This window comes from Streptomyces sp. NPDC018964 (genome assembly GCF_044390325.1).
Taxonomy (GTDB): Bacteria; Actinomycetota; Actinomycetes; order Streptomycetales; family Streptomycetaceae; genus Streptomyces.
Window position 1 is genome coordinate 451615 of the sequence record NZ_JBIRYZ010000001.1, and the last position, 21426, is coordinate 473040.

Here is a 21426-nt window from a genome sequence, read left to right on the forward strand (position 1 = left end):
CCCATGACGAATCCGGCCGAGAGCCTCGTCGCCCTGCTCGACCTGGAGCAGATCGAGGTCAACATATTCCGTGGCCGCAGCCCGCAGGAGTCCCTCCAGCGGGTCTTCGGCGGCCAAGTGGCCGGCCAGGCCCTGGTCGCCGCCGGCCGCACCACGGAGGGCGACCGTCCCGTGCACTCCCTGCACGCGTACTTCCTGCGTCCGGGCAGACCCGGGGTGCCGATCGTGTACCAGGTCGAACGGGTGCGGGACGGCCGGTCGTTCACGACCCGCCGGGTCACCGCGGTGCAGCAGGGCCGCACGATCTTCAATCTGACCGCCTCCTTCCACAAGCCTGAACAGGGGAGTTTCGAGCACCAGCTGCCGCCGGCCCGCGAGGTCCCGGACCCCGAGTCGCTGCCGACGGTCACCGATGAGATCCGTGGGCATCTGGGCGCGCTGCCGGAGCAGTTGGAGCGGATGGCGCGCCGCCAGCCCTTCGACATCCGCTATGTGGACCGGCTGCGCTGGGACGCCGACGACGTCAAGGACGCCGAGCCGCGCAGCGCGGTGTGGATGCGCGCGGTCGGCCCGCTCGGCGACGATCCGCTGGTACACACCTGTGCCCTGACGTACGCCAGTGACATGACCCTCCTGGACGCCGTGCGGATCCCGGTGGAGCCGCTGTGGGGGCCGCGCGGCTTCGACATGGCGTCGCTGGACCACGCGATGTGGTTCCACCGTCCGTTCCGCGCCGACGAGTGGTTCCTGTACGACCAGGAGTCGCCGATCGCCACGGGCGGGCGGGGCCTGGCCCGCGGCCGGATCTACGATCTGGAGGGACGGATGCTGGTGTCCGTCGTCCAGGAGGGGCTGTTCCGGGCCCTGTAGGTCACCGGTTCCCGCGCCACCACCGGCCCAGCAGTCCGCGGGACGTTCCGCGTACCGGCTCCGCGGCCTCCCCCGTCCGCCGGGCCGGTCCGGGGCGGCGGGGAGCGGGACGGGGCGCCGTCCGGTGTGCCCGCGCCTCCTCCGCCAGCCGGGTCAGGTCGGCCTGCAGCCAGGCGACCTCGTCCGGGTCCCGGGCGGTCATGAGCTCTTCCGCCAGTTCCGCGGCCGGTGAGCCGGGCGCGCCGGGGAACGCCGGCCGCCGGCGGAACCGGTTGAGGTGGGAGCGGTCGTGGGCGTCCGGGACCGCCTCCGCCACGTGCGGCGGGGCGAGCAGCGACGCCACGGCCCCGGCGCGCTCCCAGGGGTCGTCGACCCGGCGGAGCATGAAGCCCAGCTGCCGGGTGCGCCAGTTCCGCGGGCGCAGGTCGATGCCGGTGTCGAGCAGGCTTCTGAGACTTTCGGGCATGCGCCCCGTCAGCAGGGGTGTGTTCCTGTCGTCGGCCGCGAACAGCCGCAGTTCCTCGGCCAGGTAGAGCCAGACCACGGCGCGGTAGCGGTTCAGGGAGAACTTCACGGGCACCAGCAGTCCCAGCCTCGCGAGGCGGGTGAAACGGGTCTTCGTCACGTCGATGAGGGCGGCGCCCTCCGTGGTTCCCACGGCCCGCACGCTCCGACGCAGGGCTTCCGGGAACCCGGGTCCGGCGCGGAGCCGCTCGATCTCGGCCCGGTCGACCCGCAGGCCCCCTCCGCCGCCGTCGGGGAGCGCACGGATCCGCCCGAGCTGCACGGCGAGGTCGAACTCGGTTCCCTTGAGACCCAGTTCGCGTGCCGCACGGCCCGGGCCGACCCAAGCCTCCCGTGCCGTCGTGGTCCGCTCGGCGGTGATGGTGGTGTCATGCGCGCCGGTGTGCTGTCCGGGCATGTTCGTCCTCCCCCGTGGAGTGTGGGCGGCCGGCGCCGGGTGCGCCCGCTCGGAAAAACCGTAGCCGCTCTTTCACTCTCCGTGGCGACCCTGTGGATAACTCCGCAGTGGAGGACGAACTCGCAGGTCAGGCGTCTGTGCCGGGTTCCGACTGGCGGGCGTCCACGTCCAGGTGCTCGCCGACCCGGTTGACCAGCAAGGTCATCTCGTACGCGATCTGGCCGATGTCGGCCTCCGCCCCGCTGAGCACGCACAGGCAGCTGCCGGTGCCCGCCGCGGTGACGAAGAGCACCGCGTCGTCGAACTCGATCATCGTCTGACGTACCCCGCCCGCGCCGAAGTGCCGGCCCGAACCCTTGGCGAGGCTGTGCAGTCCGGACGAGACGGCGGCGAGGTGTTCCGCGTCCTCGCGTCGCAGCCCCGTGCTCGCGCCCGTCACCAGCCCGTCGTTGGACAGGACCAGCGCGTGCCGTACGTGTTCGACGCGTTGGGTCAGGTCGTCCAGCAGCCAGCCGAGTCCCTGGTTCTGCGTCATGTCGTGTGTCTCCCCCTGGTCTTCCCCGTGGTCTTCCCCGTGTGCCGTTCCCTCCTGGCGGGAGGGCCCTCGCGCCAGCCTTCCCCACGACCGGGCGCCGGGCAAGGAGGACGGGAGCCAAGGGGCGGAAGATGACCGAGGAACAGTGGCGCGAGCCGGATTCCGCAGTCGTCCCGCCGGGTCGGGCAGCCGGGCGGTGTGCGCGTCTCCGGCGTACTCGACGTAGCCTGACCAGCACCTCCTTCCCCGGGCCGCGCCCGCGTACGTCGCACGGCACGACGGGCGTTTTGCCGTCCGGGCCGAGCGCGCGGGAGTCCGGCCCCGTGTCGTGGCGCCGGGTTCCCGCGAAGCGGTCGACCGCGACGACGAACGGGATCCGCCGGTGCTCGAAGTGGTCCACGGCGGGGAAGCGGCCCTCCGGGCGCCGGGTGCCCGCGAGGGCCGCCGCGCCCACCAGGGTGGTCCCGCCCGCGCCGAATCCGCCCGCGACCGGCGTCTTCAGCGGCGGCGCGGCCGTCCCGTGGCCGGAGCGCCGGAGTGTTCGGGGAGCATCGATCACTTCTCTCCGGAGTGCCGGCTGGAGTGCCGGCCGCGGTCGGCGGGGGGCACGGGTGTGCCGTGGGCCGGGAGGCCGGGAGAAGCGGGTGCGCCGAGGGGCACGTTTCGGAGACGGCTGAATTGTGACGCGGCGATGCGGTGGAGGACCGCGTCACGCTCGCACGCGCGCACAAGGGCGTCTTCCCTTTCCGGTGGGGGATCATGCGGACATGAGCGACGACCACACACACGTCCAGGAGTTCTTCACCGCGCGTGCCGGCGACTGGGACCGCCGCTTCCCCGACGACGGTCCGGTCTATGCCGCCGCGGTCGCCGAACTCGGGCTGCGCGAGGGGGACCGGGTGCTCGACGCGGGCTGCGGCACCGGGCGCGCCCTGCCTCCGCTGCGTGCGGCCGTGGGGCCCTCGGGCGTGGTGCTCGGGGCGGACCTGACGCCGGCCATGCTGCGGGAGGCGGCACGGGCCGGACGGGACCGCGACGGGGCGCTGCTGCTGACCGACGTCACCGCGCTGCCGCTGCGCCCGTCCACGCTGGACGCCGTGTTCGCGGCGGGTCTGATCGCCCACCTGCCCGATCCGGCCGGCAACCTCCGGGAGATCGCGCGGGTGGTGCGGCCGGGTGGTGTGCTCGCGCTGTTCCATCCGATCGGCCGGGCGGCGCTCGCCGCCCGGCAGGGCCGCACGCTCACCCCGGACGACCTCCGCGCGGAGCCGAATCTCCGCGCGCTGCTGTCCCGTTCGGGGTGGCGCATGACGTCGTACGCCGACGAGGACGCGCGCTTCCTGGCGTTGGCCGTCCGTGCGGACTGAGCGCCCGGCCACGCGGCCGGGCGCTCAGTCCGGGTGCCGCACCGGGCAACCCCGCAGTCCCGGCACGGGGTTGGTGCCCAGGTCGGCCAACCGGTAGCCGTTCGGGTAGCTCTTGATCTCCCGGTTCTGCCAGGCGAAGTGCGGGGCGCGCCGCGGCGGCAGCAGTCGAACGGCGCGGCCCCGCAGCCGTAGCGCGCGGCGCACCCACGCGCGGGTGGCCGCGCTCGGCGGGGTGTAGCGGAAGGCGCGCAGAAGGGGTTCGTCGAGCAGCGCGAGCGTGGCGGTGCGCAGTACGGGGGCGAGCGGGCGCGGATACCAGGAGGTCATGAGGTCGAGCGTGGCGTCCGAGACCCGCCGCGCGCCCTCGTCCCAGCCGAAGTGGGCCTCTTCGTAGGCGTCCAGGCAGCTTTCGAACTCCTCGTAGGACCCGGGGATGTCCTTGATGCCCATGCACCGTCCCAGCGTCTGGTGGTGGACGACGCCGGCGACGATCTCGTGCCGCGACAGCCTGCGCCATCCGTAGGAGTCGATCCACCGCTTGGGCATCACCACGAACGTGCACAGGACGTACCGCATGTCGTCGTCGGGGATGTCGTAGGCGCGGTGCATCCGGTTGATGCGGCGGATCGCGGTCCTGCCCCGGACACTGCCGAATCCGTGCTCGACAACGGCGTCCAGGAGGAGGGAGGTGTCGTCGTAGCGCTTCTGGGTCCGGTCGGTGAGCTCCGCGGTCTCGGCGAGCAGGCGGCCGATCCGGGGAACGGCGTAGGTGCGGTAGAGGGCCAGTTCCAGGGCCCGGGTGAAGTCCCAGGGAAACTCGTACGCCACGCTGAGCCGGTAGATTTCCGTGGCCTCCCGGTAGGGGTCCATCCGCCGGATCCGTTCCAGCCGTTCGAAGCGTCGCACCGTGCTGCCCCCTTCTGCCGTCGAGACCGCAACCTTACTCTGAGTGGCCGTAGGCGAACGGTCGGCGACGACAACTTCGCCGGGGGAAAGGGCGGACCACATGCGGGGACGGATTCGGGGACCGGGAGCGGAGTGACCGGCGGTCGGCGCGCGGAGGAGCGGGCCGGGCGGGAGGAACGTCCGCACGATCTGTTCGAGGCCGCCACGGCATACGTCTCGGCCCGCGCGGAGGACGGTCAGGACCGGATCGGCGAGGCGGCCGCCCGGGTGTCGCCGGAGGCGCTGTCGTTCGAGATGGACGAGCCGGCGTGCCGGGCCGTGACCGCGCTCGCGCGGGAGCGGGGCGAGCCTCGGGGACGGTCGCGCGGGCGCCGCCGGGTCTTCCGGCCGTCCGAACCACTCGCCGGGGCGTGGTCGATTCGTCCCGTCGGGCCGGAAACCTGCAGCTCCGGGCATGGCCACGGGGGTCGTGACAAGCGACTCGGCGTCGGCATAGGGTGCGCGCCGGTGGACGAACCGATGGGGAGGCTGGGATGGCCGGGACGGACGAGGAAGCCGTCGCCGCCGCGGACGAGGCGCTCTATGTGCTCACGGCGGCGCTGCTGACGCCGGCGAAGTTCCCGAGCGTACTGGGCGACGACTACCCGGAGGCGTGCGCGGCGCTCGGCCTTCCACCCCTTGCCGACGGGTACGGGCTGGTGCTCGGTCAGGACGGCGGGGGCGCCCGGTGGACCGTCGTCGTCGACGACGTCTCGCTGGTCGCCGTCGCGATCGCCTCCTGGGACTGCGGGATGGAGCACGATCTGTCGCCGGACGAGGGCACGGTCGTCGCCGCGCTGCCCGGCTGGCCCCTCGCGGTGGCCGTGGCGGCGCCGCACGTGCCCGCGCCGCACGATCCCGGCCCGGACGCCGGGGCCGGGCCTTTGCTGACCCCACCGGACACCCAGGCCTGGGGACCGGCCCAGCGCCGGCTGGGTGCCGACGAGATCGCGCTGCAGTGGGCGGTCTGGCGGGAGCGGGTCGACGACGCGGCGTTCCCGGCACCGGGCGGCTCGGTCCGGGCGGCCGACGGCGCGGGGGAAGGCCGGACGGAGGAGGGCCGGACGGAGGAAGCGGGCGACCGGACGGACGGGCAGCCGGGGCACAGCGGGCTTCGACGGGTACTGGCGGAGGCACGCGCGTACGTCGACTCACCACCGCCGCTCGGCCGGGTCCGCTCGTCCTTCGCCCCGGGCGGCGCGCGCACCCTGCGTGCCGACGGCCCCGGCTGGTCGCTGGTGGCCCGGACGGACGACATCGCGTTCGTCCTGCTCGACGACGAACCCGGCGAGGTCCTGCCGGTGGGCCGGGGCCCGCAGCTGCCGGGCCTGCTCGAAGCGCTCGACCGGATGGCCGTACGGCCGCTCTGAAGTACACGCGGCACGGTCAGCAGGCCCGCGGGCGACGACGTGGTCAACTCCTGCGTGCCGAGCTCCGGTGAGGCGATGACGCCGTGGCGCCTCAGCGGCCCAGCTCCTTGCGCGAGACGCGGCGCAACCTGCGCCGCTGTGCGGGGTCCAGGGCGAGGTACGCGGCGGCCGGGACTCCCAGGATTATCAGAAGGGCGGCCCACCAGGGCAGCAGGATGAACAGGATCAGTCCGGCCGCCACGCCCCCCGCGGCGATCTTGGCGTTCTTCGACATGAGTGTCGCCTCCTTCGCGGCCACTGCCGCTCTCTGCCGTGAGAACGGGCCCGCGCCCGCGACGGTTCCGCACCGCGCCCCTGAGACGTCCCTGAGGTGCGCCCCTAAGGTCTTCGAGAACCCGTCGGGCCCCGGGCGGGAGGCCCCGGACGAGAGGCCCCGACGCGCCTTCATGGTGACCCGTCTCACAGCTCGGGCACACCCGGCCGACGCCACTCGTGCTGTACCCTCGGCGACTCCGGCTTCACTAGTCAAGTTTGAGGACCCCTGTCATCACTGCGCAGACGACTCACCCGGCGCCCTCCTCCGCACACTCCGCGTCCTCCGGGCCGGCCGACTGCCCGGCCGTATTCGTACCCGGTGACCCCGCCCGCACCGGCCGGATCGCGTTCTGGCGGCCCGACGGCTCGCCTCCGCCGGCCGTGGACGCCGACGCGGCGTCGGCCGAGGACCTGACCGTCGTGGTGCCCGGCGACGACGGGATCGAGGCGGTGCGTGTGCCCGCCACCGTGCTGCCGGTGCGCGACGCGCTCCCGTTCCTCACGCGTGCGCGTGCCGGTGGTGCCGGGCACCGGGCCACCCGGTTCTGGGGCGCCGCCGCCGTGCACGCCCTGCACATGGTGGCGCGCGGTCTGCTGCTGCCCGGCCTCTCCCCTGCCGACCACGACGCCTGGCGCGTCGGCCCACTGGACGCGGAGGACGTCGAGGCGATCCGCCGGCTCGCCGCCGCGATGCCGCCGGAGGCGCACGCGACGCCGCTGGACGGCACCGTGCCGCCTCGGCTGCCCGACCCCGAACGGCTGCTGCGCGCCTTCCTCGACGCGGTCGCCGACACCCTCCCCCGCTCCCCCGCCGCCCGCCTCGCGACCGGCACCGCCGCCTTCGCGGTACCGGAACCGCAACGGCTGCCCGGACTGCGGACCTGGGCCGCCGACATCGCCGCCGGCCACGACGCCGGCGTACGGCTGTCGCTGCGGCTCGAGGTGCGCGGGCTCACGGACGCGGCCGGCACCGCGGACGTGTCGTTCCGGGCCGTCCTCCAGATGCACGGCGTGAACGACCCCGCGCTCGTCGCGGACGCCGGCGAGGTGTGGGCCGGGACCCGTGACGCGGCCTTCGACTCCCGCGCGCGGATAAACGCCCTGCTCGCGCTCCGCCGCGCGGCGCGGGCCTGGGCGCCGCTCACCCCCCTGCTGTCGGCCACCGTGCCGGACGCGGTGGACCTCGCGGAAGAGGAAATCGCCGAACTCCTCGGCGCCGGAGGCCGGGCACTCGCCGGTGCGGGCGTCGACGTGCACTGGCCCAGGGAACTGGTCCGCGAACTCACCACCCGCGCGGAGGTCGGTCCCGTCGACGACGGACCGGGTCCCGGGAGGGCCGGGTCCGCGGACGGACCGTCGCTCCTGTCCGCCGACGCGCTGCTCGCCTTCGACTGGTGGTTCGCCCTGGGCGACCGGCGGCTCACGCGCGAGGAACTGGACCGGCTGACCGAGGCGAACCGCCCCCTCGTACGACTGCGCGACCAGTGGGTCCTGGTCGACCCGCGGGAACTGGCCCGGGCCCGTGCGCGCCAGGACCGCAGGATCACGCCGGTCGACGCGCTCGGCGCGGCCCTGACGGGCTCCGTGGAGGTCGACGGCGGCCGGATCGAGGTCCGGCCCACCGGGTGGCTGGCGGCACTGCGGGACCGGCTCGCGGACCCCGAGGCGCAGGAGCCCGTCGAGCAGCCCGCCGCGCTCGCCGCCACGCTGCGGGACTACCAGCGGCGCGGCCTGAGCTGGCTGGCCCGGACGACCTCACTGGGCCTGGGCTGCTGCCTCGCCGACGACATGGGGCTCGGCAAGACCGTCACCCTGATCGCCCTGCACCTGCACCGCCAGACCGATCCGGAGTCCGCAGGCCCCACTCTCGTAATCTGTCCGACCTCCCTGATGGGCAACTGGCAGCGGGAGATCGAGCGGTTCGCGCCCGGCACCCCGGTGCGCCGCTTCCACGGCGCGCGGCGGGCGCTGGACGACGTGGCCGACGGCGAGGTGGTGCTCACCACGTACGGCACCATGCGGCTGGACGCCTCCCGGCTCGCCGGGGTCCCCTGGGGCATGGTCGTCGCCGACGAGGCCCAGCACGTGAAGAACCCGTACTCCTCGACGGCCCGCCGGCTGCGTTCCATCGGCGCACGCGCGCGCGTGGCGCTCACCGGCACGCCGGTGGAGAACAACCTGTCGGAACTGTGGGCGATCCTCGACTGGACGACTCCCGGACTGCTGGGCCGGCTCGGCACCTTCCGGCGGCGGTACGCGGACGCCGTCGAGGGCGGGCAGGACCCGGCCGCGGCGGACCGGCTGGCCCGTCTGGTACGGCCGTTCCTGCTGCGCCGCCGCAAGTCGGACCCCGGGATCGCACCCGAGCTGCCGCCCAAGACGGAGACCGACCACGCCGTGTCGCTCACCCGGGAGCAGACGGCGCTGTACGAGGCCGTGGTGCGCGAGGCGATGGCCGAGATCGCCGGCGCCGGCAGCATGGCGCGGCGCGGACTGATCGTGAAACTGCTGACCGGACTGAAGCAGATCTGCAACCACCCGGCGCAGTTCCTCAAGGAGGAACGGCCGGTGGTCGCGGGGCGGTCGGGAAAGCTGGAACTGCTGGACGAACTCCTCGACACGGCCCTCGCCGAGCAGGCCGGTGTCCTGGTGTTCACGCAGTACGTGGGGATGGCCCGGCTGCTGGAACGGCACCTGGCCGCGCGGGGCGTGCCGACGCAGTTCCTGCACGGCGGCACACCGGTCGCCGGACGCGAGGCGATGGTGCGCCGCTTCCAGGACGGCGAGGTACCGGTCTTCCTGCTGTCGCTGAAGGCGGCCGGCACGGGGCTGAACCTCACCCGCGCGGAGCACGTCGTGCACTACGACCGCTGGTGGAACCCCGCCGTCGAGGCGCAGGCGACGGACCGCGCGTACCGCATCGGCCAGACCCGGCCGGTGCAGGTGCACCGCATCATCGCCGAGGGGACCATCGAGGACCGCATCGCCGGGCTGCTGGAGCGCAAGCGCGAACTGGCCGACGCGGTGCTCGGCTCCGGCGAGGCGGCGCTCACCGAACTGACCGACGCCGAGCTGGCGGAGCTGGTCGGACTGCGAGGGGGACTGCGATGACCCGGTACGACGGTGACGAGGCCGGCGTGGAGCGCGTCTTCGCCGCGCTGCCGCCCGCGCGGGGGCGTGCTTTCGCGGAGACCTGGTGGGGCCAGACCTGGCTGAGGGCGCTGGAGGGCACGGCGCTGGACTCCAAGCAGCTCAAGGCGGGCCGCGGGCTCGCCCGCGCGGGCGCGGTCGGCGCGGTGTCCGTACGGCCGGGGCGCATCACCGCGGTCGTACTGGACCGGGACCGTACCGCCCACCGCGCGGACGTGCTGCTGCAGGAGCTGTCCGAGGAGCAGTGGGACCGTTTCCTGGCCATGACCGTGGAGCGGGCCGGGCATGTCGCGGCGCTGCTCGACCGCGAGATGCCCACGCACCTGGTCGAGGACGCGGAGCTGGCCGGCGTCGAACTGCTGCCGGGCCTGGGCGATCTGGAACCGGAGTGCGACTGCGGGACCTGGGACCACTGCGGTCACACGGCGGCGTTGTGCTACCAGGTGGCCCGGCTGCTGGACCAGGACCCGTTCGTCCTGCTGCTGATGCGGGGACGGGGTGAACGCGCCCTGCTGGAGGCGCTCCAGACGCGTGACGACGCGTCCGCCGGGCAGCTCGCGCGGGGGGCGGAGGGCGTGGACGCGGCCGAGGCCTACGCGGCCGGCGACATCCTGCCGTCGCTTCCCGACACCCCTGTCCTCCCCGCGCAGCCGGGTGTTCCGCCGTCGCTGGACACGGAGGCGGAACCCGCGGCCGGGATCGATCCGTCCGCGCTGGAGTTCCTGGCCGCCCGGACCGCCGTGCAGGCCCACCGGCTGCTGGCGGAGGCGCTCCGGGACGGGCACGAACGGCAGTCCGTGGAACCGGAACCGGCCGTCGCGCGGGACGCGGTGCGGCTGGCCGCCGGGGAGCCCGGCCGCGCCGTGGCGGAGCGGCTCGCCGAGGGGTCCGGGCGCGGCCGGGGAGGGCTGGCCGCGGCCGTACGGGCCTGGCGACACGGCGGTGCGGCGGCCCTGGCCGTGCTCGACGAGGAGTGGACCGTGGACGGCGAGCGGCTGGCACGCGCGCGTGCCGCCCTCGACTCGGCGTGGGACGAGGACGAGCGGCCGGTGCTGCGGGCCCGGGCCAACCGGTGGACGGTGGCCGGCGCACCCGTCCAGCTGCGCCTGGACCGGGAGGGGCGCTGGTGGCCGTACCGCAAGGAACGCGGCCGGTGGACCCCGGCAGGGGATTCCTCCCGGGACCCGGCGACGGCACTGGCCACGGCGGAACACGCACCCGAAAGGTAGCCACCGGCGAGTTCGCCACCACACCGAAGCCGCAACAGACCCGGCGGCCGTACCACGAGGAACACGGCCGCCGGGCCCGGCAGGAGTTCCCGCAAGGACCCGGCGACGGTCTCGGCGGAGGGCCCTTCCAGGGGGTGGCCGTGTTCCGTGCGGTGTGGTCAGGGCAGTTCCACGTCGCCCAGGGACGGCAGGAGCGACTCCAGGCCGCTCGGCAGCTCGCTCGGGAACTCGGACGGCAGTTCCGTGGGGAATCCGGAGGGGAGCCGGCTCGGGAGGCCGCTGGGCAGCTCGGAGGGGATGCCCAGGGACGGAGCGGGTGAGCCGCCGGTGCCCGTGCCGCTCTCGGTGGGCTCCTTGTCCGGCGAATCGTCGTCGCCCGTGGCCATCAGTACGACGAGGGACACGGCCGCGATGGCGACGACGACGGCGAGCAGGACGAGCACGAGCCTGCGCCCACCGGGCGGCCCGGGAGGGCGGGGCGGCGGCGCGCCGTCGTTCGCGGGTGGTCCGAAACTGCCGCCGTCCGGCGGCCGGGGCGGTACGGGTGGCGTGGCCATGCACACCATCGTCGCCGTGGACACGGGGCCTGCGCGAGGACATCGCGCGGAAGTTGATACGGACTCAGGGCACGGGCACCATGCTGACGGCGTACCCCACGCGGAGCGCGCGCCCGGCACAGCACCGTCCGCGCGACGGGCCCGGTCCGTACCACTCGCGTGCGCCACGCGGTCGTGCCGTGCGAGGGCGCACGCGGGACGCGTACCGGGCCGGTGCGGGCCGCGCCATCGCGCGCGGGACGCCGCCGGGAGGCCCTACGTCGGCCCGGAGACACGCCACCGCGCGCGTGTGATTCCGCGCGGTCGTCACGTCGGCCACGACCGAGGGAGAACCGCACGCGGGGGCGCGGTTCTCCCGGATGCGTGTGCGAGGGCGTGGCCGTCCCGTGGCAGGGGCGGGACGGCCACGCCCTCGCGGTCGGGACTCAGCCCCGGGCGCCCAGCAGGTGGTCCATCGCCAGCTGGTCGAGGCGCTCGAAGGCCATGCCCCGCGCGGCGGCCTCGTCGACGTCGAAGTCCTCGAAGGCGGACCGGTCGTCGAGCAGGGCCTGGAGGCCGTCGGCCGCCGTGGGCTGGGCCAGCTGGTCCAGCCGGGCCGCGGCGAGCGCCTCCTGGACCTCCGGGTCCGCGCGGAAGGCCGCCGCGCGCTCCTTGAGGATCAGATAGTTGCGCATGCAGCCGGCCGCCGAGGCCCACACGCCGTCGAAGTCCTCCGTCCGCGGCGGCTTGAAGTCGAAGTGCCGCGGGCCCTCGTACCCGGCCGACTCCAGCAGGTCCACCAGCCAGAACGCCGCGCGCAGGTCACCCGCGCCGAAGCGGAGGTCCTGGTCGTACTTGATGCCGTTCTGGCCGTTGAGGTCGATGTGGAAGAGCTTGCCCGCCCACAGCGCCTGCGCGATGCCGTGCGGGAAGTTCAGCCCGGCCATCTGCTCGTGGCCGACCTCCGGGTTGACGCCGTACAGCTCCGGGCGCTCCAGGCGCTCGATGAACGCCAGGGCGTGGCCGACGGTGGGGAGCAGGATGTCGCCGCGCGGCTCGTTCGGCTTGGGCTCGATGGCGAAGCGGATGTCGTAGCCCTGGGAGGTGACGTACTCGCCGAGCAGGTCGAAGGCCTCCTTCATGCGGTCGAGGGCGTTCCGCACGTCCTTGGCGCCACCGGACTCGGCGCCCTCACGGCCGCCCCAGGCCACGTACGTCTCGGCACCGAGCTCGACCGCGAGGTCGATGTTGCGGATGGTCTTGCGCAGGGCGTAGCGGCGCACGTCGCGGTCGTTGGCGGTGAAGCCGCCGTCCTTGAACACCGGGTGGGTGAACAGGTTGGTGGTGGCCATCGGCACCTTCATGCCGGTGTCGTCCAGCGCCTGCCGGAACCGCTTGATGTGCTCCTCGCGCTCGCTGTCGCTCGCGCCGAAGGGGATGAGGTCGTCGTCGTGGAACGTGACGCCGTGGGCGCCCAGCTCGGACAGGCGCCGCACCGATTCGACCGGGTCGAGGGCGCGCCGCGTGGCGTCGCCGAAGGGGTCCCGTCCCTGCCAGCCGACGGTCCACAGTCCGAAGGTGAACTTGTCCTCGGGGGTGGGCTGGTAGTTCATGCCGCGGCTCCTTGCTCGCTGAGGCTATTTCGTCATGGCGGTTTACAAATTAGTATGCAGGAACATTTCTGGGAAGAGACACACCCCGCCGAGTCGCGGAAGTGGGTCGCAGGAGAGGGAGAGACCGATGTCAGCAGCCGAGGGTCCGCTCGTCGTCGGCGTGGACACATCCACCCAGTCCACCAAGGCGCTGGTCGTCGACGTGGCCACCGGCCGGGTCGTCGCGAGCGGCCAGGCACCGCACACGGTGACCTCCGGGGCGGGCCGGGAGAGCGACCCGCGCCAGTGGTGGGACGCCCTGTCCGAGGCGCTGCGCCAGTGCGGCGAGGCGGCGCACGAGGCCGCCGCCGTGTCGATCGGCGGACAGCAGCACGGCCTGGTCACCCTGGACGAGCACGGGGAGCCGGTCCGCCCGGCGCTGCTGTGGAACGACGTGCGTTCGGCGCCCCAGACCCGGCGGCTGATCGAGGAGCTGGGCGGCGCGAAGTTCTGGGCCGAGCGCACCGGAAGCGTGCCGGCCACCTCCTTCACGGTCACCAAGTGGGCCTGGCTGGCGGAGCACGAGCCGGACGCGGTGCGCGCCACCAAGGCGGTCCGGCTCCCCCACGACTACCTCACCGAGCGGCTCACCGGGCAGGGCACGACCGACCGCGGCGACGCCTCCGGCACCGGCTGGTGGGCCTCGGGGACGGAGGCCTACGACGAGGAGATCCTCGCGCACGTGGGGCTCGACCCGGCGCTGCTGCCCCGCGTGGTGCGGCCCGGTGAGGTCGCCGGAACCGTGCGCGACAGCCACGACCTGCCGTTCTCCAAGGGCACCCTGGTGGCGTGCGGCACCGGCGACAACGCCGCCGCCGCGCTGGGCCTCGGGGTGCGTCCCGGCACCCCGGTGATGAGCCTCGGCACCTCGGGCACCGTGTACGCGGTGGCGCAGCGCAGGCCTGCCGATCCGACCGGCACGGTGGCGGGGTTCGCCGACGCGCGCGGCGACTGGCTGCCGCTGGCCTGCACGCTCAACTGCACGCTGGCCGTGGACCGGGTCGCGGCGCTGCTGAACCTGGACCGCGAGGCCGTCGAACCCGGGCGCGGCGTCACGCTGCTGCCCTTCCTGGACGGCGAGCGCACCCCGAACCTGCCCCACTCCTCCGGCCTGCTACACGGGCTGCGCCACGACACCACCGGCGGTCAGCTGCTCCAGGCCGCCTACGACGGTGCCGTGTACTCCCTGCTGGCCGCGCTGGACCTGGTCCTCGACGAGGACGCCGACCCGTCGGTGCCCCTGCTGCTGATCGGCGGCGGCTCCCGGGGCACTGCCTGGCAGCAGACCGTACGGCGGCTGTCGGGGCGGGCCGTTCAGGTGCCCCGGGCCAAGGAGTTGGTCGCGCTCGGTGCGGCGGCGCAGGCGGCCGGGCTGCTCACCGGGGAGGACCCGGCGGCGGTCGCCCGGCGCTGGGACACGGCGGCGGGCCCGGTGCTGGAGGCCGTGGAGCGGGACGAGGAGACGCTGGCCAGGCTGGCCGGGGTACTCTCCGACGCGGCCCCGCTGCTGGACCGCGTCACGACCGACGGCTGACGGCACCCACCGGTGGGCACCGGCCTCCGGCGCCCACCGGCACGGCACCGGCTGTCCGTGCCCGCCGCCCCGGCACCGACCGGCAGGCAGGCACAGGCCGACGGGCCCGGACGACCGTCAGCACACCGACGACCGCAGAGACCGAGGAACGACGGAGGAATGAGCGCACCGCCGCACAAGACCCGCCCGGCCGGTCCGGGGCGCGCGTTGCCCGACACCCAGCAGGGCATGCGCCGCCGCAATCTGTCCCGTGTCATGCACGCCGTGAGCGCCCAGGGGCCGCTGTCCCGGGCCGCCGTCGCCTCCCGCATCGGCCTGACCCGCGCGGCGGTGTCCACGCTGGTCGACGAGCTCATCCGCTCGGGCCTGCTGGAGGAGCTGGGCCCCGAGCGGCCCGGACGCGTGGGCCGTCCCGGCTCGGCGCTGGCCGTCAGCGGACGCGGCCCCGCGGGCATCGGCGCCGAGGTCGGCGTCGACCATCTCGCGGTCTGCGCGGTCGACCTGCGCGGGCGGGTCCGGTCACGGGCGGTGCGGCACGTCCCGAACCGGGACCGCTCCCCCCAGCCGGTGCTCGGGGAACTGACCGGGCTGATAGAGCGGGTCGTCGCCGAGGCGGAGGGCGAGGGCCTGTGGCCGGCGGGGCTCGCCGTGGCCGTGCCGGGCCTGGTGGCGCGCGACGCCCGGACCGTCGTACGGGCCCCGAACCTCGGCTGGCTCGACACGGACCTCGGCGACCTGCTGCCCGCCGGACTGCCGCTCACCGTGGCCAACGAGGCCAACTTCGGCGCGCTGGCCGAACTGTGGCTCGGCGAGGGCACGCCGCGCGACTTCCTCCATGTGTCCGCCGAGATCGGCATCGGCGCCGCGGTCGTCGTGGACGGCCGGCTGCTGCACGGGAACCGCGGCTTCGCGGGCGAGCTGGGCCACGTACCGGTACGGCCCGACGGACCGGAGTGCGCCTGCGGCGGGAGGGGCTGCCTGGAGCAGTACGCCGGCGAGGAGGCGGTGCTGCGCGCGGCCGGACTGGAGCCGGGCGAGGACCGCGTCGGTCTCCTCGCGGGCCGCGCCGCGCAGGGCGACACGGACGTACGACGCGCCCTGGAGGACGCGGGAACGGCGCTCGGGATCGCCCTGACCGGTGCGGTCAACCTGCTGGATCCCGAGAGCGTGGTGCTGGGCGGGGCCCTGTCCGGGCTCGCGCCCTGGCTGCTGCCGTCGCTCCGCTCCGAGCTGGCCCGCCGTACCGCGGGGCCGGCCTGTCCCGTCTCCGTGTCCCCGTTGGGACCCGAGGGCCCGCTGCTGGGCGCGGCGCACTCGGTGGTGCGGGGAGTCCTGGACGACCCGGCGGTGGTGGCCGAACGGTCCTGACGCGCGCCCCGGAACAAGCGAACTATCCGCGCGCGAGCCTCCGTTCGAGTTCCGCGCGGTCGGCGACGAACCACATCCGGGTGCCGCGGTTCGCCTCCCGCACGAAGTCGCGCAGGGCGTCGCTGTCCGCCACGCGGGAGGCGATGCCGCCGACGATCACCAGACGGAGCCGGTCGTTGACGAACTTCCGCCCACGTCCCCGGTGACGCCCGAGCGCGGGGCGAAGAACTCGTCGGCCGGCCGCTCGACGGGGACGGCCACCACCTCCGCGTGACAGCCCATGGCGTCGCCGATCAGATCGAGGGCGGTGTCACCGCCGCTCGGCTTCCGGCCGTCGCGGTCGCACACGAGGACGGCAACGCCGTGCCGGGTCAAGAGCTCGCCGGCTGCCATGACATGATCACATGTCGGTTCCCCACCGGTGTTCCGGAAGCTTCACAACCTCACCGCTCGATTACGAATCGTCCAACTTCTGGTGTCCGGACGTTGAGCAGGCAACGATGAGGGCATGACACCGGCGCAGCGAGCCATGGAGCGACTGCTCACCTGGTCCGATCTCACGGCCTGTCCGGCCGGTTGCGGCACGGGGCAGGCGCTCCGCACCGCCCGGGCGGAGATCGTCCACTTCCACTCCGCGCGGGACGTGGACCTCCACCTCACCCGTCGCGCCATCCAGCGCTTCCACTACGACCTGGGCGGGTCGAGCGCGATACAAGTGGTGCCGAATTCCGACTGGGTGACGGTGCATCTGGACTGCGCCACGGATGTGGACCTGCTGCTCAGTCTGGTGAGCGTCGCCCTCAAGGCGCACCAGAGCAGGCCTCCGTCCGCGTCCGCGGCACCGGCGGGGTGCAACTTCCACCGCGTCACCGTGCTGCCGCGGGACGCGGTCACCGACCGCTGAACCGCGCCCGGCGCGGTGGCCTCACGGCCGCAGACCGCCGACGATGTCGGCGGTCGCCGTGAGACCGCTGTGGATCGTGGGCGCGATGCTCGTACTGGCCAGGTAGAACCCGAGCAGCAGACAGACCAGCGCGTGCGAGATCTTCAGCCCGCCGTTGCGCAGGAAGATCACCGCAAGGACCGCGAGCAGCAGCACCACAGAGATGGAAATGGCCATCGTCAACCTCCTCCGCCACATCCTTTTCGCGGCGTTCGGCCGCAAGTGTGGCGTAGCGGAGGGTTCGTCCGGGCGGCTGACCTGTCCTCCGAACGTGTGGTGTCACGCCCTCCGGTGGGCGTCGAGGAAGGATTCCAGGCCCGCGAGGTCGTCCGTGTTGAGGTGGTCGACGTCCGCCGCCACCAGTTCGCCCCAGAGCGTGTCGCGGGCGGGCCCCGGCAGGTCGGGGGTGGCCCAGAACCTCACCCGCTGCCCGCGCGCGTGGGCGGTGCCCACGATGTCACGCAGTTTCCGGCGCTCGGCGTCGGGGAAGGCACCGACGCCCTGCCAGGTGAAGTTGAGCGTCCAGTTGTCGCTGATCAGCGGGACGAAGGAGGCCGGTGCGGTGCTGCCGAGGTCGGTGAGCCGGCCGTCGTAGAAGGCGCGGCGGACCTTCTGGGCCTCCATGGGGGCACGGGCCGCGCGGTCGCCGGAGACGACGGCGGTGACCGGTCCGGGCAGCACCCTGCCGTGGACGCAGGTGGTGAACAGGTGCCGGTAGCGGCGCAGGTGGCGGTCGAGTTCGAGATAGGTGGAAGCGCCCTCGGTCTTGATGTCGATCAGCAGCTGGAGCGGCCTGCGGTACCCCCGGTACACCGAGCCGCGGTGGGCGCGGACCCGGGCGGCGAGCGGGTCGAGGTAGAGGGACTCGAGGGTGCGGGACGGGTCGAGGTCCTCGGGATCGTGGGCGACCAGGAGTTGACCGTCGACCAGGTAGATGTCGGCCTCGACGCTGCCGAAGCGGTGGTCGAGGGCGTCGAGGAGGGGACGGGGGTGCTCGTAGTCGTTGTGGGCGTGGGCTCGCCACAACGGGCTCGGGCGGTGGCGCTGTTCACCGGCCAGTGCCTGGGTCGCGGGGAGGGCGACGGTACCGGCGAGGGCGGCGCCGAGGGTGGTGAGGGCTCTGCGACGGGTGGTGAGGGCCATGCTCTGCCTCCCTGGAGGGGCCGTACGGGACCTCAGTGAGTATGCGGTCCGCAGGTGTCCAAGAGGCACGGCCGTGCGGGGAGTTGGCCGATCCGCCGTCGGTCGTTCACTTCACCGGGCCGGACAACGGGAGAGGCCCGCCCTGAAAGGGCGGGCCTCTCCCGTTGTCCGGCTGATCAGGGCGCTCTCAGGTCGACCAGTTCCGCCAGTGCCTCGCGGTGGGTGCCAGCCGTGCCGTAGGCGATCGAGTCGGCCTTGGCCCGCTTGAGGTGGAGGTGCACCGGGTGTTCCCAGGTCATGCCGATGCCGCCGTGCAGTTGCAGCGCCTCCTCGGCGGCCCGGACCGCGACGGGCGCGGCGCAGGCCTGGGCGACGGTGACCGCCACGTCGACGTCCTCGCCGGTCGCGAGCGCGTCGGCGGCGTTGCGGGCGGCCGCGCGGAGACCGACGACCTCCAGCCACAGCTGGGCGAGCCGGTGCTTGAGCGCCTGGAAGCCGCCGACGGGGCGGTTGAACTGCGTGCGGTCCTTCACGTAGCGGACGGTTTCCGTCAACGACCAGTCGGCGGAGCCGAGTTGTTCGGAGGCGAGCAGTCCGGCACCGACCCGCAGGGCGCGGCGTACCGCGGGCTCCGCGTCGCCCAGCCGGCGTCCCGGGGCGCCGTCGAGGACGACCGTCGCCACCGGCCGGGTCAGGTCGAGGGAGACCTGGGGGACGATCGTGACGGCGGCGGCGTCGACCGCGTACAGGCCGCCGTCGTCGGCGGGCACCAGCAGCACGTCGGCGACGGCGGCGTCCGCGATGCCGGTCAGCTCGCCGTGCAGGCCGCCGTTCTCGAGCCGTACGGTCTTGTGGGCGCCGCCGGCCGGGACGTTCAGGGCGACGGCGAGCGCGCCGATCACCGTGGCGGACGCCAGCTGGGACAGCAGGTCGTCGGCGCCGCACTCCAGCGCGGCCTCGGTGGCGACGACGGCGCTGGTCAGATACGGGACGGGTGCGACCGCCCGCCCCAGTTCCTCCAGCACGACCGCGGCTTCCCGGTGCGTGGCGCCCTGCCCGTCCTGCTCCTCCGGGATCAGCAGGCCCGCGAGACCCATTCCGCCGGCGAGCGTCTTCCACAGCGCGATGTCGTGCGGGGCGTCCGACTCGGTACGGGCGATCACGCCCGCCGCGTCGCAGTGGTCGGTGAGCAGGTCCCGGACGGCGGCGCGCAGCGCCTCTTCCTCCTCCGAGTACAGCAGGTCGGGCTGTGCGCTCATCGGGCCAGGTCCTTCCACGCGACGTCCTTGTCGGTGCGCGGCTCGGCCGGCAGGCCCAGGACGCGCTCGGCGACGATATTCAGCAGGACCTCGCTGGTCCCGCCCTCGATGCTGTTGCCCTTGGAGCGGAGGTACCGGTAGCCGGCGTCGCGCCCGGTGAAGTCGACCAGTTCGGGGCGGCGCATGGTCCAGTCGTCGTACAACAGGCCCTCCTCTCCGCGCAGTTCCACTTCCAGACCGCTGATCTCCTGGTTGAGGCGGGCGAAGGCGAGCTTCATGCCGGCGCCCTCGGGGCCCGGTTGCCCGGCGACGAGCTGCTGGCGCAGGCGTTCCCCGGTGAGCCGGGCGACCTCCGCGTCGACCCAGAGTTTCAGCAGCCGCTGGTGCAGGTCGTGGGTGCGCAGTTCGGGCCGGTCGCGCCAGGTCCTCGCGACCGGGCCGATCATGCCGCCCTCACGGGGCAGCCGCATGCCGCCGATGGCGACGCGTTCGTTGTTCAGGGTGGTCTGCGCGACCCGCCAGCCGTCGCCGACCTCACCGAGGCGGTGGGTGTCGGGGACGCGGACGCCGGTGAGGAAGACCTCGTTGAACTCGGCCTCGCCGGTGATCTGGCGCAGCGGCCGCACCTCGACACCGGGGTCGGTCATGTCGCAGACGAAGTAGGTGATGCCCCGGTGCTTGGGCACGTCCGGGTCGGTGCGGGCGATGAGGATGGCCCAGCGGGCGAGGTGGGCGCTGGACGTCCACACCTTCTGCCCGTCGACCACCCACTCCTCGCCCTCCCGGACGGCACGCGTGCCGAGGGCGGCCAGGTCGGATCCGGCGCCGGGCTCGCTGAACAGCTGGCACCAGACCTCCTCGCCGGTCCACAGGGGCCTCAGGAAACGCCGCTTCTGCTCCTCGGTGCCGTACTGGAGGATCGTCGGCGCGGCCATGCCCAGGCCGATGCCGATGCGGCGCGGGTCGTTGTCGGGCGCCCCGGCGGCCGCCAGTTCGGCGTCCACGACGGTCTGGAGCGCGCGCGGGAGGCCGAGTCCGCCGAGCCCTTCGGGGAAGTGCACCCAGGCGAGTCCGGCGTCGAAGCGGGCGCGCAGGAAGTCGAGGCGCTCCGTGCCGGCCGGAGGGTGCTCGGCCAGGAAGTCCCGGGTGATGCGGCGCAGTGCGGCGGCGTCGGTCATGCGGCGGCTCCGTTCTCCGTCGGGGGCAGCACGGCGACGCGCCCGGTGGTGACACCGTCGGCGACCCGCTGCACGGCGTCGGCGGCCCCGGTGAGCGGCACGCGCTCGCTCACCAGCGGCTTGATCGCGCCCCGCGCGGCGAGTTCGGTGAGCTGCTCGTGGCAGTGCTGGACCAGCTTGGGGTTCTTGGTGTTGTACAGGCCCCAGTGCAGGCCGAGGATCGCGTAGTTCTTGACGAGGGCGTGGTTCAGGGCGGGGCTGGGGATGGACCCGCTGGCGAAGCCGACGACGACGATCCGGCCCTCGAAGGCGACGGCCTTGGCGGACTGGGCGTACGCCTGACCGCCCACGGGGTCGTAGACCACGTCGGCGCCCCGGCCGCCGGTGGCCTCCTTCACGGCGGCGACGACGTCCTGCTCGTGCCGGTCGATCACCACGTCGCAGCCCAGCTCGCGGGCGACGGACGCCTTCGCGGCGCCGCCGACCACGCCGAGGACGGTGGCGCCGGCGGCCTTGCCGAGCTGTACGGCCGCGCTGCCGACCCCTCCGGCGGCGGCGTGGACGAGGAGGGTCTCGCCGGCCTCCAGGCGGGCCCGGCGGTGCAGGCCGAACCAGCCGGTCTGGTAGCCGATGTGCAGGGCGGCGGCCTCGGCGTCGTCCAGCGCGTCCGGCGCGGGCAGCAGTGCGGCGGCGTCCGCGAGGGCGTACTCGGCGAGGCCGCCGTGGGGCAGCGCGGGGTTGGCGATCACGCGGCGCCCGTCCTCGGTCTCGCCGCAGATCTCCACGCCCGGGGTGAACGGCAGCGGCGGCCTGACCTGGTACTGGCCCCGGCACATCAGCGCGTCCGGGAAGTTGATGCCGGCCGCGCGCACCTTCAGCAGGACCTGCCCGTCGGCGGGCGTCGGCCGCGCCACCTCCGCGAGGCGCATCACCTCGCCCGGCTCGCCGAGTTCGTGCACTTGCCATGCCTGCATGCGGGGCCTCCACGGGAGCGTGAACGTCGGGTTCGCCTGACCGGGTCCACCGCATACTAAGCGGTCGCTTGCCCTCTGGGAAGGGACACCCGGAGGGGACACCGAGGGAACACCGGAACGGGAGCGGCCCCGCCCG

At 74.0% G+C, this 21426-nt stretch carries 21 protein-coding genes and 2 pseudogenes; 9 read left to right on the plus strand and 14 right to left on the minus strand.

Features of this window, described 5'->3' with window-relative positions; all coding sequences use genetic code 11:
• Positions 1–3 precede the first annotated feature (3 nt).
• Positions 4–870 carry an acyl-CoA thioesterase gene (locus ACH5AO_RS01950; protein WP_398920759.1) on the plus strand — a complete coding sequence of 289 codons (867 nt, stop codon included), beginning with the start codon at positions 4–6 and terminating at the stop codon, positions 868–870.
• Between the two features lies 1 nt (position 871).
• Here the strand turns inward: ACH5AO_RS01950 and ACH5AO_RS01955 are convergent, their stop codons facing one another.
• The 3 genes and pseudogenes from ACH5AO_RS01955 to ACH5AO_RS01965 all read right to left on the minus strand — a co-directional run.
• A complete protein-coding gene (locus ACH5AO_RS01955; RefSeq protein ID WP_398920761.1) occupies positions 872–1792 on the minus strand; it encodes a DUF6397 family protein in 921 nt (306 codons plus the stop codon).
• A 127-nt stretch (positions 1793–1919) separates the two neighbouring features.
• On the minus strand, positions 1920–2327 hold the full coding sequence (locus ACH5AO_RS01960; protein ID WP_398921081.1) for a roadblock/LC7 domain-containing protein: 408 nt from the start codon (positions 2325–2327) through the stop codon (positions 1920–1922).
• A gap of 180 nt (positions 2328–2507) precedes the next feature.
• Positions 2508–2781, minus strand: a pseudogene (locus ACH5AO_RS01965) (ATP-binding protein); the annotation flags it as partial.
• 313 nt (positions 2782–3094) lie between these two features.
• On the opposite strand from ACH5AO_RS01965, the gene ACH5AO_RS01970 reads away from it, so the two are divergent.
• Positions 3095–3694, plus strand: coding sequence for a class I SAM-dependent methyltransferase (locus tag ACH5AO_RS01970; RefSeq protein WP_398920763.1), 600 nt, complete (start codon positions 3095–3097; stop codon positions 3692–3694).
• A 24-nt stretch (positions 3695–3718) separates the two neighbouring features.
• Here the strand turns inward: ACH5AO_RS01970 and ACH5AO_RS01975 are convergent, their stop codons facing one another.
• Positions 3719–4600, minus strand: coding sequence for an oxygenase MpaB family protein (locus ACH5AO_RS01975; protein WP_398920765.1), 882 nt, complete (start codon positions 4598–4600; stop codon positions 3719–3721).
• 132 nt (positions 4601–4732) lie between these two features.
• Here ACH5AO_RS01975 and ACH5AO_RS01980 point away from each other — a divergent pair.
• Positions 4733–4989 (plus strand): annotated as a pseudogene (locus ACH5AO_RS01980) (hypothetical protein); the annotation flags it as partial.
• Positions 4990–5133: 144 nt separating this feature from the next.
• Positions 5134–6009 carry a hypothetical protein gene (locus ACH5AO_RS01985; protein WP_398920767.1) on the plus strand — a complete coding sequence of 292 codons (876 nt, stop codon included), beginning with the start codon at positions 5134–5136 and terminating at the stop codon, positions 6007–6009.
• Positions 6010–6100: 91 nt separating this feature from the next.
• Here ACH5AO_RS01985 and ACH5AO_RS01990 read toward each other — a convergent pair whose 3' ends face one another.
• On the minus strand, positions 6101–6283 hold the full coding sequence (locus ACH5AO_RS01990) for a hypothetical protein (protein ID WP_398920768.1): 183 nt from the start codon (positions 6281–6283) through the stop codon (positions 6101–6103).
• Positions 6284–6555: 272 nt separating this feature from the next.
• Here ACH5AO_RS01990 and ACH5AO_RS01995 point away from each other — a divergent pair, with 272 nt between their 5' ends.
• Positions 6556–9435: a DEAD/DEAH box helicase gene (locus ACH5AO_RS01995; RefSeq protein WP_398921083.1), complete on the plus strand. Its 2880-nt coding sequence runs from the start codon at positions 6556–6558 to the stop codon at positions 9433–9435.
• On the plus strand, positions 9432–10703 hold the full coding sequence (locus ACH5AO_RS02000; protein ID WP_398920770.1) for an SWF or SNF family helicase: 1272 nt from the start codon (positions 9432–9434) through the stop codon (positions 10701–10703). The genes ACH5AO_RS01995 and ACH5AO_RS02000 overlap by 4 nt, the downstream gene beginning before the upstream one ends.
• 158 nt (positions 10704–10861) lie before the next feature.
• Here ACH5AO_RS02000 and ACH5AO_RS02005 read toward each other — a convergent pair whose 3' ends face one another.
• A complete protein-coding gene (locus tag ACH5AO_RS02005) occupies positions 10862–11260 on the minus strand; it encodes a hypothetical protein (RefSeq protein ID WP_398920772.1) in 399 nt (132 codons plus the stop codon).
• Between the two features lie 425 nt (positions 11261–11685).
• Positions 11686–12852, minus strand: coding sequence for a xylose isomerase (gene xylA / locus ACH5AO_RS02010; RefSeq protein WP_398920774.1), 1167 nt, complete (start codon positions 12850–12852; stop codon positions 11686–11688).
• A gap of 127 nt (positions 12853–12979) precedes the next feature.
• Here xylA and xylB point away from each other — a divergent pair, with 127 nt between their 5' ends.
• Complete coding sequence (gene xylB, locus ACH5AO_RS02015) at positions 12980–14425, plus strand: xylulokinase (protein ID WP_398920776.1); 1446 nt, start codon at positions 12980–12982, stop codon at positions 14423–14425.
• A gap of 159 nt (positions 14426–14584) precedes the next feature.
• Entirely contained in the window at positions 14585–15793 is a 1209-nt protein-coding gene (locus ACH5AO_RS02020; protein WP_398920779.1) for an ROK family protein, read from the plus strand.
• Between the two features lie 22 nt (positions 15794–15815).
• On the opposite strand, the gene ACH5AO_RS02025 is transcribed toward ACH5AO_RS02020, so the two are convergent.
• Together ACH5AO_RS02025 and ACH5AO_RS02030 are read right to left on the minus strand one after the other, a co-directional pair.
• Positions 15816–15953: a DUF4180 domain-containing protein gene (locus ACH5AO_RS02025; RefSeq protein ID WP_398920780.1), complete on the minus strand. Its 138-nt coding sequence runs from the start codon at positions 15951–15953 to the stop codon at positions 15816–15818.
• The gene (locus ACH5AO_RS02030) at positions 15950–16186 is read right to left on the minus strand and encodes a hypothetical protein (protein ID WP_398920782.1); all 237 of its coding nucleotides are present in this window, start codon (positions 16184–16186) and stop codon (positions 15950–15952) included. The genes ACH5AO_RS02025 and ACH5AO_RS02030 overlap by 4 nt, the downstream gene beginning before the upstream one ends.
• 115 nt (positions 16187–16301) lie before the next feature.
• On the opposite strand from ACH5AO_RS02030, the gene ACH5AO_RS02035 reads away from it, so the two are divergent.
• Positions 16302–16697, plus strand: a complete 396-nt coding sequence (locus ACH5AO_RS02035) for a luciferase family protein (protein WP_398920784.1) — start codon at positions 16302–16304, stop codon at positions 16695–16697.
• A gap of 21 nt (positions 16698–16718) precedes the next feature.
• Here ACH5AO_RS02035 and ACH5AO_RS02040 read toward each other — a convergent pair whose 3' ends face one another.
• From ACH5AO_RS02040 to ACH5AO_RS02060, 5 genes are all read right to left on the minus strand, one after another.
• Positions 16719–16913, minus strand: a complete 195-nt coding sequence (locus tag ACH5AO_RS02040; protein ID WP_030865562.1) for a hypothetical protein — start codon at positions 16911–16913, stop codon at positions 16719–16721.
• A 102-nt stretch (positions 16914–17015) separates the two neighbouring features.
• Positions 17016–17879 (minus strand): phosphatidylinositol-specific phospholipase C/glycerophosphodiester phosphodiesterase family protein, encoded by an 864-nt coding sequence (locus tag ACH5AO_RS02045; protein ID WP_398920786.1) that lies wholly within the window; start codon positions 17877–17879, stop codon positions 17016–17018.
• A 176-nt stretch (positions 17880–18055) separates the two neighbouring features.
• Positions 18056–19138, minus strand: coding sequence for an acyl-CoA dehydrogenase family protein (locus tag ACH5AO_RS02050; protein ID WP_398920788.1), 1083 nt, complete (start codon positions 19136–19138; stop codon positions 18056–18058).
• A complete protein-coding gene (locus ACH5AO_RS02055; protein ID WP_398920790.1) occupies positions 19135–20316 on the minus strand; it encodes an acyl-CoA dehydrogenase family protein in 1182 nt (393 codons plus the stop codon). Before ACH5AO_RS02055 ends, ACH5AO_RS02050 begins: the two co-directional genes overlap by 4 nt.
• Positions 20313–21290 (minus strand): NADPH:quinone oxidoreductase family protein, encoded by a 978-nt coding sequence (locus ACH5AO_RS02060; RefSeq protein WP_398920792.1) that lies wholly within the window; start codon positions 21288–21290, stop codon positions 20313–20315. The genes ACH5AO_RS02055 and ACH5AO_RS02060 overlap by 4 nt, the downstream gene beginning before the upstream one ends.
• Positions 21291–21426: the final 136 nt, after the last annotated feature.